The organism is Ensifer sp. ENS11, from assembly GCF_014851895.1.
Lineage (GTDB): Bacteria > Pseudomonadota > Alphaproteobacteria > Rhizobiales > Rhizobiaceae > Ensifer > Ensifer canadensis.
In genome coordinates, this window is record NZ_JACVAN010000001.1 from 276069 (window position 1) to 293097 (window position 17029).

Sequence of the window (17029 nt, forward strand, 5' to 3'; positions counted from 1 at the left end):
CACACTAATCGAATAGCGGCGGCTGGGATAGAACAGGCATTCCATTTTTTGCCGCCTTTTCCATTCCGACTTTTCGTCAGCCGATCTGGACCCATTCGTTGGTCTTTGCCGATTGATAGGTGGCCGAGAGCACCTTCTGCACCTCATAACCCTCGCGGAAATCGGTCGATGGCGGTTTGCCCTTGGCGATCGCCTCAAGGAACTCGTTCACCTCGATGGCCTTCAGATCATTGAAGCCGATCTGGTGGCCGGGTGCCACGCAGAAGGCGCCGTAGGGCGGATGCTCGGGCCCGGCCCAGATGGTGCGGAAGCCGCGGCTGCGAATATCGTCGCCGGTGGAGTAGACGCGGATCTCGTTCAGGCGCTCCTGCGTGAAGACGATGCTGCCCTTGGAGCCGTAGATCTCGAAATCGTGCTGCATCTTGCGGCCGGTGGCGATCCAGTTGGCCTCGAAGCTGCCGGTCGCGCCGTTTTCGAAGCGCACGAAGGCGCGGGTGATGTCGTCGACCTCGACGGCGCGCATCTCGCTGGCGCCGGCAGAGACGGGGCGCTCAGGGATCTGGATGATGGTTTCGGCAAGCACCGATTTGATCGGCCCGACGAGGTGACGCATGGAGGCGATGATGTGGCTGCCGATATCGGCAAGCGCGCCGCCGCCGCTGGCCGGGTTCAGCCGCCAGCCCCACGGCACCGAGGCATCGGCCATGAAGTCTTCGGCATGGACGCCGCGCATGGAGCGGATCTCGCCGATCTCGCCGCTCTCGATGATGTCCTTGGCGAGGAAGATCAGCGGGTTTTTCAGGTAGTTGAAACCGACCTGGGTCGTGACGCCGGCCTTTTCCGCAGCCGCGACCATTTCGGCGCAGTCAGTGACCATCGGCGCCAGCGGCTTTTCGCAATAGACATGTTTGCCATGGGCAATGGCCGCCAACGCCATCTCCTTGTGCAGAAGGTTCGGCGTGGTAATGTCGATGATGTCGATGTCGGGGTCGGTCAAAAGTTCGCGCCAGTCCGCCGTCGCCTTGCGAAAGCCGAGACGCCGGCGGGCGTTTTCCGCGCTTTCGGTGGTCACATCGGCAACCGAAACCAGGTCAAGCTCGAAGGGCAGATCGAACACCCGCGCGGCGATGGTAAAGCCGAGCGCATGCGCCTTGCCCATGAAGCCCGTGCCAATCAGGCCCACACCCAGTTTCTTCTTGCTGCTCATGCCATTCCTCCGGGGTCAACGACCGTGTCGTGGCTCGGAATGAAATGAAATGTGCAAGATTTGTCAACATGGAATATTTGTTCGAAAATATATTGGAGGTCTATGGAGGCGCCTTGGTTGATGTTTCTGTCGAGACAGCGCGATCGGGTGGCCGAGAATACGGTCCCGGCAGAGCCTGGATGAATTTGTTAACGCATTTTTACCATGTTTCGTCGGAACATCGCTCATGGTTAACGAATCGCATCCGTATGAACGGTGCGAAACCGGAGTGATTTCAGCATGTGCCGCTGGGCAGCCTATCGCGGGGAGCCGCTCTATCTCGAGGAACTGGTGACCTCTCCGGCGCACTCGCTGATCGAGCAGTCCCATTGCGCCACGCGGGCAAAGACGGCGACCAACGGCGACGGCTTCGGCATTGCCTGGTACGGCGACCATCCGGAACCTGGGCGCTACCGCGACATTCTCCCCGCCTGGTCCGACTGCAATCTGAAGAGCATTGCCCGCCAGATCCGCTCGCCGCTGTTCCTCGCCCATGTGCGGGCGTCGACCGGTGGCGGCACCCGGCGCGACAACTGCCATCCCTTCGTCTTCGGGCGCTGGTCCTTCATGCACAACGGCCAGATCGGCGACTTCGAACATCTGCGCCGGCCGATGGAGAGCATGCTCGACAACGACCTCTATTCGGCCCGCACCGGCACGACGGATTCCGAACTCCTGTTCCTGCTCGCCATGCAGTTTGGTCTCGACCACAATCCGCTCGGCGCGATCGCCGAAGCGCTGGCCTTCATCGAACAGCTTGCCGAACATCTGGAGCGCCAGGTTCTGGTGCGCTTCACCGCCGCCTTCTCTGACGGCAACGATCTTTATGCGGTGCGCTATGCCTCCGACTGGAAGGCGCCGACGCTCTACGCAGCACCCATGGGCCCGAGCGGCGGTTACTGTCTTGTCTCCGAACCGCTCAACGACGACGACGGCGCCTGGGTCGAAATTCCTGACGGCACGGCCGTGATCGTCGGCGAAAACGGCGTCGATGTCAGGCTGTTCTCGACGCAGGGCGCGCCGGTACGCAAGCACCGTTCGGCCTGAGGCTTTCAGCATATCGGTGGGCAGTGAGCGGCCCCTCATTCGGCTGCCGCCACCTTCTCCCCGTTTTCACGGGGAGAAGGGATACGCCGCACTCGCGCGTTCCTTTTGCTGCGGATGCTTCATCCACACAGGGCACGTTCCCTCGCCCCGCCTGCGGGGAGAGGGTTAGGGTGAGGGGCTTTTTGGCCAGGTACGGCGATTGATCAACCCTGTTCTCTTCGCTCCAGCTCAGCCGCAATCAGCGCCGCCAATTTTTCGGCAACCGCTTCCTTGTCCATCTCCGGCCAGTCGTCGTTGCCGTCGGCCGAGATCAGCTTCACCCGGTTGCGATCGCCACCCATGATGCCGGTTGCCGGCGAGACGTCGTTGGCGAGAATGTAATCGGCACCCTTGCGCTCGAGCTTCGAGCGGCCGTTGTCGGCGACGTTCTCCGTCTCGGCGGCAAAGCCGACGACCAGCTTCGGCCGGTTTGCATGGTGGCCGACCGTCTTGAGGATGTCCGGGTTCTCGGCCAATTGAAGCGGTGGCGGCGCTTCGCCCGGCTTCTTCTTGATCTTGTTGCCGGCCGCACTTGCCACCCGCCAGTCGGCAACGGCCGCGACCATCACCGCAACGTCGGCGGGAAGGGCGGCAAGCACTGCATCGCGCATTTCCTCGGCGCGCTCGACATGGATCACGTTGACACCTGTGGGGTCGGGGATCGTCACAGGGCCGGACACCAGCGTCACATCCGCGCCGAGCCTGGCGAGCGCCGCGGCAATGGCGTGGCCCTGCTTGCCCGACGAGCGGTTGGCGATGTAGCGCACCGGGTCGATCGGCTCATGCGTCGGGCCGGATGTGACGACCGCCTTGCGTCCGGCAAGTGGCTTCGCGCCGCCTGCAAGCAGGTTTTCGACGGCAGCGACGATCGCCAGCGGCTCGCTCATCCGTCCTTCTCCGGCCTCGCCGCTCTCCGCCATTTCGCCGGCTTCAGGGCCGATGAAATGGATGCCGTCGGCGGCGAGCGTCGCGCGGTTGCGCCGGGTTGCCGGGTGCGCCCACATCTTCGGGTTCATCGCCGGCGCGACCAGCACCGGACGGTCGGTGGCCAGCAGGATGGTCGAGGCGAGATCGTCGGCATGACCGTTCGCCATCTTCGCCATCAGGTCGGCGGTAACAGGGGCGACGACGATCAGATCGCATTCGCGCGCCAGCCGGATATGGCCGACATCCTGTTCGTCCTCGCGCGAAAACAGCTCGAGATAGACATGCGAGGCGGAAAGCGCGCCGACGGCAAGCGGTGTCACGAACTGTTGCGCACCTGATGTCATGACTGGCCGGACGCTGGCGCCGCGCTCGCGCAGCCGGCGGATAAGGTCCAGGCTCTTATAGGCCGCAATGCCGCCGGAGATGATCAGGAGAATGCGTTTGCCCGACAGTGTCATTGCGTCCCAGCCTTGCGGCCGCCTTCTTAACCGGAGTTCTTTCCGGTTCAGCCATGGTGTTCAACAGCATCCCTTTCGACGGCTTCGCCGGCGGAGGGACGCGGTTGCAGCGACCCTACTTGAGCGTTTCATCGGGCGCAACGTGTCTGGCCGAACGCCACAATTGCAGCCGTGGCGGCGCACGCCTGGAGGGGCGTTCGGCGATCCTTGCGCGCCGGCAGCAGGTCACCCGATCCAGATGGCGCGCCTGGCCGCGTTCCCTTTCTAGCGGCGAATATCCCTTGGTATCTCACTGCCGAAGGCGCATAGTGCATCCATCATCGACCGATCGAACGGGCGTCGGTGGCTGAGAGATCGTTACGCTTTCGCCCCAACTGAGGAGATCGCGTGATGCACCCCATCGACGGATTTCGTGGGCGACCGATCCTTCCCGAGGAATTCCCGATGGTTGCCGATGTTTTTCGGGATGCCGTCCGGGTGCGATACCCGGCGCTTGATCGCGAAGAGGGCGAGGCAATCCTGGCCCGACTCATGGACTTGCACCACAGCCGTGTCGAAAGTCGGCTGCCCCTGGTCCAATAGCTGTCGACCTTCGGATCTGCCGTCCTCAGCAGCCAAAACGCGTCGCGGATGCCGCTCCAGATTTCCGCGCGGGCCTCCTGCACCTCATAAGATGACACGCAGGCGATCGCGTGGCCCGGCCCCAACGGCCGTCGGGCATTTCGACGCCAGGGAGAATGCCATGCTTCATACCTTTGCACTGCATATTCGCCGCTATGACTACGCGCTTGCCGCAATCAAGATGTCGCTCATCCTGTCCCTGCTGGTGATCGCGCTGATCACGCTGAACGGTCTCGTCTGGTAATCGTCCAAAGGCGGTACCATCTGCTCCAGACCGGGCGACCACGCTCGTGTGCCGCCCACACTGTGTTCCAATACCATCTCCAATCGATCAGTGCCGAACGCGGCCGGATCTGGCTTCAAAGCAAGCAGAATGCCGGTTGCACGGGCGCCAAGGATGTTTCCAGACTGAGCGGCGACCAAGTGCTCACGGTTCGCGGCGAGCGGCTATGGCATCCTTGCCTTGAAGAAAACACGATCGATGTTATCTTTGCATCGATAGAAATTACCACAGGATACACGCATCGATGGATTTCCACCTGACAGCAAAGCCCACTCTTTTTGCCATCAGGGAAATCCGTATCCATGCCTGTTTCGATCTCGCTCTCCCATCTCACCTGGTCAACGCCTGACGGCCGCAGCCTCTTTTCCGACCTGAGCCTGACGTTCGGCCCGGCGCGCTCTGGCCTTGTCGGGCGCAATGGCGTCGGCAAAAGCACGCTGCTGAAGCTGATTGCGGGAACACTCCAGCCGCAGGCCGGCACAGTCTCGGTCGACGGCAGCCTCGGCATCCTGCGCCAGACGGTGCAGGTCGCCGAACAGGAGAGCGTCGCCGACCTCTTCGGCATTGCCGATGCGCTGGCGCTTCTACGCCGAGCGGAGGAAGGCACCGCCAGCATCGACGAGCTGTCGATTGCCGACTGGACGCTGGAGGCGCGACTGGCCGCAGCGCTCGCTCGCCTCGGGCTGGAGGCAGAAGCGCAGACGCCGCTCTCATCGCTATCCGGCGGGCAGCTGACCCGTGCCAAGCTGGCGGCATTGGTCTTTGCCGATCCCGATTTCATCCTGCTCGACGAACCCACCAACAATCTCGACCGCGCCGGGCGCGAGGCAGTGATCGAGCTGATGGCGAACTGGCGTGGCGGCGCCATCGTCGTGAGCCACGATCGCGAGCTTCTCGACACGATGGATGTGATCGTCGAACTCACCTCTCTCGGCGCCACCAGCTACGGCGGCAACTGGAGCCACTATCGCGAGCGCAAGGCGATCGAACTCGCATCGGCCCGGCACGATCTTGCCGACGCGGAACGACGCCTTGCGGAGGTCGACCGCAAGACGCAGGAGCTCGCGGAGCGCAAGGCCCGAAAGGATAGCGCCGGCCGCAGAAAGCGCGCCAAAGGTGACGAGCCGCTTCTGCTGCTCGATGCGAAGAAGGAGCGCAGCGAAAAGACGGCGGGCGACAACGCGCGGCTTTCCGAGCGGCGACGCGATCAGGCGCTCGGCGATCTTGCCGCCGCCCGCGAACGCATCGAGATCCTCCAGCCGTTTTCGGTCCGGCTGCCTTCGACCGGGCTGCCGCCCGGCCGTGCCGTTCTTCAGGTCGATGATGTCAGCGCCGGTTATATCCCGGACCGTCCGGTGCTCGCCAATCTGTCGCTGACGATTGCCGGGCCGGAGCGGGTGGCGATCACCGGCCGCAACGGTTCAGGCAAGACGACGTTTCTGTCGCTGATGTCAGGCAAGCTTGCTCCCTGGTCGGGTCAGGTTCGGGTTCTGACGGACTTTGCCATTCTGGATCAACAGGTGAGCCTGCTCGATCCGCAGGTGTCGATCCGCGACAACTTCCGCCGGCTCCATCCCGGCGCCGGCGAAAACGCCTGTCGGGCGGCGCTCGCGCGGTTCATGTTCCGCGCCGACGCGGCACTGCAGCGCGTCTCCAGCCTGAGTGGCGGGCAGATGCTGCGTGCGGGGCTCGCCTGCGTGCTTGGCGGCGAGAGCCCGCCTGATCTCCTGATTCTCGACGAGCCGACCAACCATCTCGATATCGATTCCATCGAGACGGTGGAGGCGGGACTGCGGGCTTTCGACGGGGCGCTCATCGTCGTCAGCCACGACGAGGCGTTTCTGGAGGCGATCGGCATAACGCGCCGGATCGATCTGACGACCCCGTCGGCAGGTCGTCGCTCGAACGTTCGTTAAAGGCGGATGATTTCGGGCGGCACGCCGGCAGTGGGCGCTACTGCGCCCATTTCACGTCGCCGGTAAAGGCGATCGTCAGCCAGCGATCGCGCCCGGCCTCGCCGATTTCCGCGCCGATCTCGGCGCGGATCGCATCGAGGCTCGCAAGCGTATCCACCCGGGTTTCGGCCGATCCGATCAGGTAGATCTCGATCAGCCGGGCCCTGCCGACCTTGGCGACGTATGTGCGATAATCGGCAAAGCCGTGGCGGCTGGCGGCATTGCGCGCTGCCTCGCGCACTTTCTCGTCCAGTTCCGCCGGGGCGACTAGGAAGATTTCCTTCAGCGCGGCATAGACGGTCTTCAGCGGAAGCGGGATCAGGCAAAGTGTCAGAACCACCAGAATTGCCGGGTCGGCATAGGGCGTCCAGTCTTCATAGGCGGTGCCCTTCAGCATCGCGGCGACCACGAAAGCAACAAGCAGGGCTGCGGTAATCGTGCCCGACATCGCCCAGGCACGCACATCCAACGCCAGGAATTCCGAGCCGATCGTGCGGTTCGCCCGCCGCCCGTAGATGAACATCACGATGCAGATGACGACGACGACGGCGGCATAGGCGATCGCCCAGTCGAAGGCGAGTTCGCGGCCGCCCGACAGCAGCGAGTCGACGGCGTTGATAAGGGCGTAGAAGGAGAGCGTCGTGAGTAGGCCGGCGTTTAACAGCAGGACCATCGGCTCGATATGCCAGAAGCCCATTTGAAAGCGGCTGCTTTCCCGTGGGATCAGCCGCGTCACTCCCAGCGCCAGCAGCGTCATGGCGGCGTCGACGACGGAAAACACCCCGTCGAACACGATCGACACCGATCCGGACAACAGGCCGAACAGCACGCCTGTCGCGCCGACGACGATGGTGGCGGCGATCGATCGCTTGAGGACGGTTTGTTCGGTGGCGGTGGTCATGATCTTGTATTCACTCCTGTTTCGACGCGGTGCTTAGGCTGTGCCAGTGACGAAATGGTGACGGTGATCACGCAGACGAGGCGATGGTAGCGCTTCCGGTTGGCAAGAAAAAGCGGCGGCAGCGCTGCCCTGCGGCGATCTCGTGTCGCACCAGGGAGGCGATCGATGAGCCCAAGCATGATGATTGTGAACACGAATACCACCCCTGCGTGGGGCAATGCTGCCTCCGGCCCTAGGCGAATTGACCGAAGCGCATGAGATCTCGGCCGACGGCGCTGCCATCGAGCGCATCGGTGCGTGCCGGCGGGGCGGCGGCATGGAATGGCCGATTGCAAACAGGAGCGCGCTTGCCGCTGAAAGCAGCGCGAACAGCAGGAACATGCCGGCGCCGCCGCTTGCGCCGAGTGCAAGGCCGCCGATGAGCGGCCCAAGGAAATTGCCGACGGTGGACAGTGAATGGGCGCCGAAATAGGTGCCGCGATTGCCGGCATCCTGCCGTCGACCAGCACATATTCCGAGGGCACGACGAGCACCTCGCCGATGGTGAAGAGGATCATCGAGGCGACCAGCATTTCGACGCCGGACGAGGCTGCAAAGCCGATTTCACCAAGCAGGAACAGCAGGCAGCCGAGCGACAGCGCCTTGAGCGCGCCGATCCTTTCAATGACGAAGCGGGCGGGCGTGCTGGCGACGAGCACCGTTGCTGCGTTGGTCGAAACCAGCAGCGCGAACAGGGTGACGCCATCCTCGAAGCCGGTGTTGAGATATTGCGACAATGTCACCGACCATTGACCATGAACGGCCAAAAGCAGGGTGCCGCCGATGACGAAGAAGATCAGTCGGCGGTCGCGCAAGGCAGCGACAAGCCCGCGCCAGCCGCCCGTGGTGTTGGACCCCGGTCCCGTCTCGACCGCCCGTCTGTTGCTCGCTTCCGGCACGGTGAAGAACAGCACGAGGCCGAAGGCCGCATGCATGATGCCGGCAATGATGAATAGGGTCGAATAGGCAGCGCCGACCCAGACGCCGATCAACGGCCCGACGGCCCAGCCGGCATTGATCGCCAGATAGCGCCAGGAGAATACCCGCAGGCGCAGATGCGCTGGCGCGGCATCGCTCATCAATGCGCGCGAAACCGGTTCATAGACGGCGGCGGCAACCGCAGAGACGATATGCGCCAGCGCGAAGGCGGCGATCGAGTGCGCCAGCCCGAGCCCCGCCAGCGCCAGTCCGGCCATGAAGAGCGCTATGGTCAGCACACCCGTTCGGCCGATGCGATCGGACAGGCTGCCGGCAAACGGGCTGATGATCGCGCCGAGCAGGGGGCCCGCGCCAATCAGGACGCCGATACCTGCCGGGGTAAGGCCAAAATCCCGCTGCAGGCGGATCGCGAGGAAGGTCAGGCTCATGCCCTTGGCGATCGTCACCACGCCGGAGCCGGCGATGAGAAGCAGCGCCACCAGGCGGCCCGTGCGTTCGGAAAAGGCATTCATCGCAGCACCCGCGGGCTGGGCCGCCGAAGTTCTCCGAGGAACGCTGGGCGGCAGGGAGGAGAGGGCAATCTCACCTTCGCGATTACACTCGCCGCGTGTGTTCGGCAAGGGCTCTGGTTGTCGAGACACCGTCGGTCGGCGTGAGCAGGCGGGTTGTTCCGGCGCCTCACTGCCTTTGCCGTGCCCGTCCGCCCGTCGGAGGCACCACCGGCCGGCGCTGGCAGTGGCCGCCGCAGGGGGCTGCCCAAGCTGTGGCTGGGCTTGACCGGTGCCGGCCGCTTGTCAGCCCTCTTTTTGACGATGCTGCCATTCCGCATAGAGCGGTGCCAGGTCGTTATCGTCGACCGGCACATGGCGAAAGCGCATCGACTGTTCGCCAAGGGGTTTTGCCAGTTCGGCATAGACTGCCGCCGTCGACAGCCCGTAGGGTTCGGCGTCGGCATTCGAGTGGGCGTAGGCGATCTCGGTGATGCCGGCCATGCGCATGGCCGCAATGCACATCGGGCAGGGTTGGCCGCTGGCATAGATCGCAACGCCTTCAAGACGGGGAGACCCGAGGCGCTTTGCCGCCAGGCGAAGGGCATTCATCTCGGCATGCGATGTCGGATCGCCGGTTTCAAGCATCTCGTTGACGCCGCTGGCGATAACCTCGCCGTTGCGAACGGCAACCGCGCCGAAGGGACGGCCACCTTTTTCGACATTGGCGCGGGCAAGGGCGACAGCCTCGCCGAGAAAGCGTCTTTCCTGCTTCATGTCCCCTCCGATTTCAACGGGCGCCGGCGGCGGTAAGCAGCTTTTCAATCCGGCCATAGCCGCGCTGCCGGGCGTGGCTCAATGGGCTCACGCCCTCGCCATCGGCAAGATTGACGTTCGCGCCCGCGTCGATCAGCAATCGCACGATCTCCGTATGCTTTTCGCCGCCGGTGCCGAGAATGATGGCTTCGATCAGCGCCGTCCAGCCCAGCCGGTTGACGTGATCGACATCGACGCCCGCCTCGATCAGCGTCTTCACCGTTTCGACGTGGCCGCGTTCTGCCGCAGGGATCAGCGCCGTGCCGCCGTAACGGTTGGTGCTTTTGAGGTCGGCGCCGTTGGCAAGCGTCAGCTTCAGGATTTCGAGATGGCCGCGCGCGCCAGCATAGAGGTAGGGACTGTCCTCGATCTTGTCCTTCGCATTGACATCCGCGCCGGCTTCGATGAGCGCGCGGGCAGCGTCGATGCGGTTTTCGTGTGTGGCGACGAGCAGAGCGGTCGCGCCGCTTGCGTCACGCGCGTCGAGCGTTGCTCCGCGCTTGATCAATTCGCGCAGTTCGGCGGCGTTGCCGGCCGAAGCTGCGGCAATCATTTCCTTTTCAAGCATGGCGGCTCCTGCAGCGGCGGGAAGAAGGGCTGAGGCGAAGAGTGCAATCCCGAGCAGCCACCCGGTCGATGGTGAGTTCATGGGGGTCATTCCAGTCGTTTAGCCAGTCGTTTGGCCAGTCGTATGGTCAGCCGGGCAAACGGCGCCCGGCTGCAGGTTTTACTGCATAACCCCTGAAACCAGCATCAATTTGCGGTGAAGTTCACCTGCGAAATTGAAGCTTCTGAACGCCATGTCTGACGCACGATGCAATAATAAATGACCGCCTTGAGCCGGTCGCTTGTATTTTCAAGGGAGGGGCAGGGCGGACTGACGCGGCAACTCAGAGCATCGATCGGCTGAGACCGCCGTCGACGGGAAGTGCCACGCCCGTGACATAGGCCGCGGGCCGGCCCGCGAGAAATGCGGCGGCAGCGCCGAATTCCGCCGGCGTTCCATAGCGGCCGATTGGAATATCCGCCTGGCTGCGCGCGGCAACCGTGGCGATATCGACGCCTTCGTTCTCGGCGTCCATGCGGTCGAAGCCCAAGGTGCGGTCGGTCGCAAGCCGCCCCGGCAACAGCATGTTGACGGTCACGCCGTCGGCGGCGACTTCGCCGGCCAGCGTCTTCAGCCAGCCGGCAACAGCGCTTCGAAGCGCGTTGGAGGCGGTCAGGCCCGGGATCGGCTCGCGGATGCTGGTCGAAGCGACGGCAATGATGCGGCCGAAACCGCGCTCCCTCATGCCGGGCAGAACCCGGCCGGTGATGCGCATGCCGGCGAGCACCATGGTCTCGAACTGCGTCCGCCAGAACTCCGGCTCGATGGTGGACGCAAGCGACGGCGGCGGCCCGCCGCCATTCAGGATGAGAATGTCGATCGCGCCGAAATCGGCGGCGAGCCGATCGAGCAGCGCGTCGAGGCTTTCGGGCTTGGAAAGATCGAGCGCAAAACCGCGGGCGCTCGAACTGAGCTCTGCTGCGACCTTTTCGGCCGTAGTTGCGTCGCGACCGGTCACCGCGACGGCAACGCCTTCAGCCGCGAGTGCTTCGGCGATGCCGCGTCCAAGCCCCTTGCTGCCGCCGAGCACGAGCGCCTTCTTGCCTGTGATGCCGAGATCCATGACGGTCTACCTTCCCATGCGATTTGCGTTGCTGCTTTTGGAGCCCGGCAGCGACGCGGCGTCAATGGGGTAAGCGGATGGGAACCGGCAATTCGGATGAAGGTGATGAGCGCCAGACGTCGAAAAGCCCGGCCGGAAACCGGCCGGGCCTCGTGTCCCTCGCCCCTTGCTATTATTAACGGCAGATGCGGATACGCTCGTAGTAGACATTGCCGTAGTGATCGTAGCGCCTGACTTTCTTGATGAAGCAATAGGGGCGATACTCGTCGTAGTAGCCACCGTAATAGCCGTCGACATAGCCGATCTGGCCGCTCCAGCCATGGCCGTAGGCGCCGTTGCTGAAGCCGATCGTCACACCGCCAGCCTGTGACGGCGCGGCAAAGGAAACGGCTGCGGTGATTGCGACGGCCGCGGCGATGATGATCTTGCGCATGGTGTTCTCTCCTCCAGGGATGAACTCCCGTCATCCATGGGGAGAAGATCGCATGTCGTCTGCTTATTCGCAGTTCCGGATGGAACATGGTTGCAGCCGGCGGCAGAACCGAAAGCCCTGCCACCTCTTCCTCACCACCCGGACGCATGGTCCGGCCGCGATCAGGCGCGAATGCGCGCCATCGCCAGCACGTCGGCCAGCACGCCATTGCGCAGAGCATAGGCCCTGTGCGTGCCTTCGGGTTCGAAGCCGGTCTTGCGATAAAGCGCGATTGCCGCTTCGTTGTCGGTAAAGACGGTCAGCTCGATGCGGCTGATCCCAAGCCAGTTATCGGCAGCATCGATCAGAGATGTAAGAAGTGTCTTACCGATGCCTTCGCCGCGGTGGTTGTCATCGACGCTGATGCCGAGCACGGCGGAGTGATGCCGGCGCCCCTTATTGCGGTGCAGACCGGCCATGCCGACGATGCGGCCGTCGCGCTCGGCCACGATCACAGTGTTGTCCTCCGACAGGCCCTCCATCCACTTGCGCGTCTGCTCCGGTGTCGAATAGGGCAGTCTGAGCGTGCCGGAGCGGATGCCCGGCTGGCTCATAAGTGCGGCGATCGCTTCCCAGTCGACGACGCGCGCCGCTCGAATCCTGAGTGTCGGGGAGGGGGTGGCTTCGGTCATTGTTTCCTCATCAGCTCGCTGGCACCGAGGAAACAGGACCAAACCCTGCTCGCCTCGGCAGGGTTGGTCGGGGGACAGTCCGTTTAACGCACGTGGTCTCCCGCACACCCCTGGATATGCGTGCAAAGCACCATTGCGATCATCGAACGATTGTCCATGTCGGAACGATAACAAGCGGCAGTGGAATTGCAAGCCGGTTCGGCGACCGGATTGCCGGTGGCGCTCAGGTCACCTGCCAGGCGATATAGACGAGCGTGGCGGCAATCAGCCACAGCGCCAGGCGGCCGGAGCGCGTGTGGCGTGCCTCGGCCTTGCCGATGGCATGCGCCGTCTCGGCGTCGAACCGTAGGCCGTTTTCGCTCATGGCCATGATCTCGCTGGAGAATTTTTCCGTGCGGGCGGCGATTTCCGGTGCTGCTTCGGCCAGACGAAGGGCCGCGTGCAGGCCGTCGCGCAGGTCGGTGACGATGCGCTTCGGTCCGAGATTGTCGCGGATCCACTTGCCGACCACAGGCTCGGATGCTTTCCACATGTTGAAACGCGGATTGAGCGTGCGCGCGACGCCCTCGACGACGACCATGGTCTTCTGCAGCATGACCAGTTCCGGCCGTGTCTGCATGTCGAAGAGCTCGGTCACCTCGAACAGAAGCGTCAGCAGCTTTGCCATCGAGATGGTCTCGGCCGGCTGGCCGTGGATCGGCTCGCCAATGGCGCGGATCGCCTGGGCGAAGCTCGCGGCATCATGATGCGACGGCACGTAGCCTGCCTCGAAATGCACGTCGGCGACCCGCTGGTAGTCGCGGGTGATGAAGCCGAACAGGATCTCGGCGAGGAAGCGGCGTTCCTTCTTGCCGAGACGGCCGACGATGCCCATGTCGACGGCGACGATATGGCCGGCATCGTCGACGAACAGGTTGCCCTGATGCATGTCGGCGTGGAAGAAGCCGTCGCGCAATGTGTGGCGGAGAAAGGACTGGATCAGGGTGTCGCCCAGCGCGTCGAGATCGTGGCCCGCCGCCTTCAGCCCGTCGATATCCGACATCTTGACGCCGTCGATCCATTCCATGGTGACGACGTCGCGGCCGGTGCGTTCCCAATCGACCTTCGGTACGCGAAAGCCGGAATCTTCCTTGGTGTTCTCGCCGAGTTCGGAAAGGGCGGCTGCTTCCAACCGAAGATCCATTTCGATCTTGGTCGTCTGCTCTAGCGTCTTGGTGACCTCGACCGGTTTCAGCCGCCGCGTATAGGGCAGGAAACGCTCCTGCATGTGGCTGACGAGATACATCGCCTCGATATCGGAGGCAAAACGCTGGCGGATGCCGGGGCGGATGACCTTGACGGCAACCTTGTCGGGCCGGCCGTCGCGCATGACGATGGCCGGATGAACCTGGGCGATCGAGGCGGCCGCCATCGGCAGGGAAAATTCGGCGTAGAGGTCTTCGACCTTGCGGCCGAGCGATCCCTCGATCGCGGCCTTGGCTTCGCTTTGCGGAAAGGTCGCCATCTGGTCCTGCAGCAGCGACAGGTCAGCGGCAAATTCCGCGCCGACGACGTCGGGGCGGGTTGCCAGGAACTGGCCGATTTTCACATAGGAGGGGCCGAGGCGTGCAACGGCGCGCGACAGCCGGTCGCTGCGCTCCTCGCCTAGCACCTTGCGGCGGGCGAAAAGCCCGGCTGCCTTCTGGGCGAAACGGGCAAAGGGCGGCAGGTGTTCGGTCGGGACCGCCGAGACGACGCCTTCGCGCACGAGAACCCAGCCGATCCGCACGAGGCGGACATATGCTCCAGCTGTGCTCATAAGATCAGATTTTCCAGCCGGAATGCAGCGCTGCGATGCCGCCGGTGTAATTGGTGAAGGAGACGCGCGAGAAGCCCGCCTCCTTGATCATGGCGGCAAAATCGCGCTGGTTCGGGAACTTGCGGATCGATTCCACCAGATACTGATAGGGCGCTTCGTCGCCGGTGATCAGCTTGCCGAATTTCGGGATCGCGTTGAACGACCATGCATCGTAGAAACGGTCGAGAAGCGGCATCTCCACTTCGGAGAATTCGAGCACCAGCAGTCGCCCGCCGCGCTTCAACACACGATAGGCTTCTTTGAGCGCGACATCGATACGCGGGACGTTGCGGATGCCGAAGGCGATCGTATAGGCGTCGAAGGAATTCGCGTCGAACGGCAGTTCCTCAGCATTGGCCTCGACAAAATCGAGATTGGCCGAAAGCTTCTTCTTTTCCGCCCGTTCCGCGCCGACGGCGAGCATCGAGCCGTTGATGTCGAGAACCGTCGAATGCGCCTTGCGGTCGGAGGCTTCGATGATGCGGAAGGCGATGTCGCCGGTGCCGCCGGCGACGTCGAGCGTCCTGTAGCCCTCGCGGCGCGGCGGATTGAGCGCGGCAATCATCGCATCCTTCCAGGCGCGGTGCAGCCCGGCCGACATCACGTCGTTCATGATGTCGTAGCGCTTGGCCACCTTATGGAAGACGTCGTTGACGAGCGGCTGCTTTTCGCCCGTACCGACGTTGCGGAAACCGAAGGAGGTTTCCATTCCGCCATTGGCCGATACCCGCTGATCCGTCATACGAAGAACTCCACCTGAACCAATTTTTCCGGCACCATAGCGAAATCGTCCGACCCGCGCTATCTCGGGGGCAGGGCCATGGCTGCGGCATAGCGCACCCCTATAGGATAAGTAGCCCGCCAAGGAAATGCCAACGGCCGGGCTTATGGTGGTTAAGAATGCCGGGCGTGTGGTGGTTAAGAAAGAAGGAGACGACGCATGCCGGAACTGCCGGAGGTCGAAACGGTAAAACGGGGTCTGGCGCCGACCATGGAAGGCGCGCTCCTCGTCAGTGCAGAACTGCGTCGGCCGGATCTGCGTTTTCCCTTCCCTGTCAATTTTGCAGCCACCGTTGCCGGTCAGCGCATCGTCTCGCTGTCGCGCCGGGCAAAATATCTGATGATCGATCTGGAGGCCGGTGACGTCATCATTGCCCATCTCGGCATGTCAGGTTCGTTCCGTATCGAACAGGGCGCGCTGCCAGAAACGCCGGACGAATTTCACCACCCACGCGCCAAGGATGAGAAGCACGATCATGTGATCTTCCATCTGGAAGGTGCCGTCGGCCCCGCCCGTGTCATCTATAACGATCCGCGCCGTTTCGGTTTCATGGATCTCGCCCGACGGGACACGGTGGCGGCCCACGCCTTCTTCCGCGCACTCGGGGAAGAGCCGACCGGCAACGCGCTCGACGCCGCCTATCTGGCGGCACGCTTTGCCGGAAAGGCGCAACCGCTGAAGGTAGCCTTGCTCGACCAGAAGAATATTGCCGGCCTCGGCAATATATATGTGTGCGAGGCGCTCTGGCGTTCAGGCCTGTCGCCGCTGAAGCCGGCAGGCGCCCTCGTCGACAGCCAAGGTGGGTCGAAGCCGGAACTGCAGGGCCTGACCGTTGCAATCCGCGAGGTCATTGCCGATGCCATCGCCGCGGGCGGCTCGTCGCTGAAAGATCATATCCAGGCCGACGGATCGCTCGGCTATTTCCAGCATTCCTTTTCCGTCTATGACCGGGAAGGGGAGGCTTGCCGCACGCCGGGTTGCGGCGGTACGGTCGCCCGCATCGTGCAGGCGGGACGCTCGACGTTTCATTGCCCGCGCTGCCAGAAATGAACATCCGGGTCCGGCCGGACCCGACCGCTGACACGAATTCGGAGGAGACGACAATGAGTTACGAGACGCTGCTGGTCGAGACGCGCGGACGCGTGGGCCTGGTCACGCTCAATCGCCCGCAGGCGCTGAATGCGCTGAACTCGACCGTTATGCGCGAGCTTGCCGCGGTGCTGAAAGCGTTCGATGCCGATAACGAGATCGGCGCCGTTGTTGTCACCGGTTCGGAGAAGGCCTTTGCGGCCGGCGCCGACATCAAGGAGATGCAGACGCTGGACTTCGTCGAAAGCTATCTCGGCGATTTCATCGGCGGCTGGGATCAGGTGGCTGCTGCCCGCAAACCGGTCATTGCAGCCGTTTCCGGCTACGCGCTCGGCGGCGGGTGCGAACTGGCGATGATGTGTGACTTCATCATCGCTTCCGAGACGGCAAAGTTCGGCCAACCGGAAATTACCCTTGGCGTCATCCCCGGCATGGGCGGGTCGCAGCGCCTCACCCGTGCCGTCGGCAAGGCGAAGGCGATGGACCTCGTCCTCACCGGACGGATGATGGACGCGACCGAGGCGGAACGCGCAGGACTCGTTTCGCGTGTGGTGGCGCCGGAGAAATTGATGGAGGAAGCGCTGGCTGCGGCCGAGAAGATCGCATCGTTCTCGCTGCCGGCGGTGATGATGGCAAAAGAGGCCGTCAATCGCTCGCTGGAGCTCACGCTTGCCGAAGGCCTGCGGTTCGAACGGCGGCTTTTCCATTCGCTGTTTGCCACTGAAGACCAGAAGGAAGGCATGGCCGCCTTCGCAGCGAAGCGCAAGCCGGAGTTCAAACACAGGTAGA

16 protein-coding genes are annotated in these 17029 nt (G+C 63.4%); 5 read left to right on the top strand and 11 right to left on the bottom strand.

Annotated elements, in window-relative coordinates:
• Window positions 1-76: 76 nt before the first annotated feature.
• Entirely contained in the window at window positions 77-1207 is a 1131-nt protein-coding gene (locus tag IB264_RS01420) for a Gfo/Idh/MocA family protein (RefSeq protein ID WP_025425645.1), read from the bottom strand.
• Window positions 1208-1486: 279 nt separating this feature from the next.
• Between IB264_RS01420 and IB264_RS01425 the strand changes: the two genes are divergently transcribed.
• The gene (locus IB264_RS01425) at window positions 1487-2293 is read left to right on the top strand and encodes a class II glutamine amidotransferase (protein WP_025425646.1); all 807 of its coding nucleotides are present in this window, start codon (window positions 1487-1489) and stop codon (window positions 2291-2293) included.
• A gap of 203 nt (window positions 2294-2496) precedes the next feature.
• On the opposite strand, the gene coaBC is transcribed toward IB264_RS01425, so the two are convergent.
• A complete protein-coding gene (gene coaBC, locus IB264_RS01430) occupies window positions 2497-3717 on the bottom strand; it encodes a bifunctional phosphopantothenoylcysteine decarboxylase/phosphopantothenate--cysteine ligase CoaBC (RefSeq protein WP_025425647.1) in 1221 nt (406 codons plus the stop codon).
• 742 nt (window positions 3718-4459) lie between these two features.
• Between coaBC and IB264_RS35090 the strand changes: the two genes are divergently transcribed.
• Window positions 4460-4582, top strand: a complete 123-nt coding sequence (locus IB264_RS35090; RefSeq protein WP_256435845.1) for a hypothetical protein — start codon at window positions 4460-4462, stop codon at window positions 4580-4582.
• A 341-nt stretch (window positions 4583-4923) separates the two neighbouring features.
• Window positions 4924-6537 (top strand): ABC-F family ATP-binding cassette domain-containing protein, encoded by a 1614-nt coding sequence (locus IB264_RS01435; RefSeq protein WP_025425650.1) that lies wholly within the window; start codon window positions 4924-4926, stop codon window positions 6535-6537.
• Window positions 6538-6574: 37 nt separating this feature from the next.
• Here IB264_RS01435 and IB264_RS01440 read toward each other — a convergent pair whose 3' ends face one another.
• The 9 genes from IB264_RS01440 to ubiE all read right to left on the bottom strand — a co-directional run bounded on the left by IB264_RS01440 (window position 6575) and on the right by ubiE (window position 15112).
• A complete protein-coding gene (locus tag IB264_RS01440; protein ID WP_025425651.1) occupies window positions 6575-7477 on the bottom strand; it encodes a cation diffusion facilitator family transporter in 903 nt (300 codons plus the stop codon).
• Window positions 7474-9075, bottom strand: coding sequence for an MFS transporter (locus tag IB264_RS01445; RefSeq protein ID WP_144239130.1), 1602 nt, complete (start codon window positions 9073-9075; stop codon window positions 7474-7476). The genes IB264_RS01440 and IB264_RS01445 overlap by 4 nt, the downstream gene beginning before the upstream one ends.
• Window positions 9076-9249: 174 nt before the next feature.
• Complete coding sequence (locus tag IB264_RS01450) at window positions 9250-9720, bottom strand: nucleoside deaminase (protein ID WP_025425652.1); 471 nt, start codon at window positions 9718-9720, stop codon at window positions 9250-9252.
• A gap of 13 nt (window positions 9721-9733) precedes the next feature.
• Window positions 9734-10327 (bottom strand): ankyrin repeat domain-containing protein, encoded by a 594-nt coding sequence (locus tag IB264_RS01455; protein ID WP_025425653.1) that lies wholly within the window; start codon window positions 10325-10327, stop codon window positions 9734-9736.
• A 322-nt stretch (window positions 10328-10649) separates the two neighbouring features.
• The gene (locus tag IB264_RS01460; RefSeq protein ID WP_025425654.1) at window positions 10650-11429 is read right to left on the bottom strand and encodes an SDR family oxidoreductase; all 780 of its coding nucleotides are present in this window, start codon (window positions 11427-11429) and stop codon (window positions 10650-10652) included.
• Between the two features lie 175 nt (window positions 11430-11604).
• Entirely contained in the window at window positions 11605-11862 is a 258-nt protein-coding gene (locus IB264_RS01465) for a hypothetical protein (RefSeq protein ID WP_025425655.1), read from the bottom strand.
• A gap of 161 nt (window positions 11863-12023) precedes the next feature.
• Window positions 12024-12533 carry a GNAT family N-acetyltransferase gene (locus tag IB264_RS01470; protein WP_025425656.1) on the bottom strand — a complete coding sequence of 170 codons (510 nt, stop codon included), beginning with the start codon at window positions 12531-12533 and terminating at the stop codon, window positions 12024-12026.
• A 223-nt stretch (window positions 12534-12756) separates the two neighbouring features.
• Window positions 12757-14331 carry a 2-polyprenylphenol 6-hydroxylase gene (ubiB, locus tag IB264_RS01475; protein ID WP_025425657.1) on the bottom strand — a complete coding sequence of 525 codons (1575 nt, stop codon included), beginning with the start codon at window positions 14329-14331 and terminating at the stop codon, window positions 12757-12759.
• 4 nt (window positions 14332-14335) lie between these two features.
• The gene (gene ubiE, locus IB264_RS01480) at window positions 14336-15112 is read right to left on the bottom strand and encodes a bifunctional demethylmenaquinone methyltransferase/2-methoxy-6-polyprenyl-1,4-benzoquinol methylase UbiE (RefSeq protein ID WP_025425658.1); all 777 of its coding nucleotides are present in this window, start codon (window positions 15110-15112) and stop codon (window positions 14336-14338) included.
• A gap of 198 nt (window positions 15113-15310) precedes the next feature.
• Between ubiE and mutM the strand changes: the two genes are divergently transcribed.
• Entirely contained in the window at window positions 15311-16201 is an 891-nt protein-coding gene (gene mutM / locus IB264_RS01485) for a bifunctional DNA-formamidopyrimidine glycosylase/DNA-(apurinic or apyrimidinic site) lyase (RefSeq protein ID WP_057204300.1), read from the top strand.
• Between the two features lie 53 nt (window positions 16202-16254).
• The gene (locus tag IB264_RS01490; RefSeq protein ID WP_025425660.1) at window positions 16255-17028 is read left to right on the top strand and encodes an enoyl-CoA hydratase; all 774 of its coding nucleotides are present in this window, start codon (window positions 16255-16257) and stop codon (window positions 17026-17028) included.
• Window position 17029 lies beyond the last annotated feature (1 nt).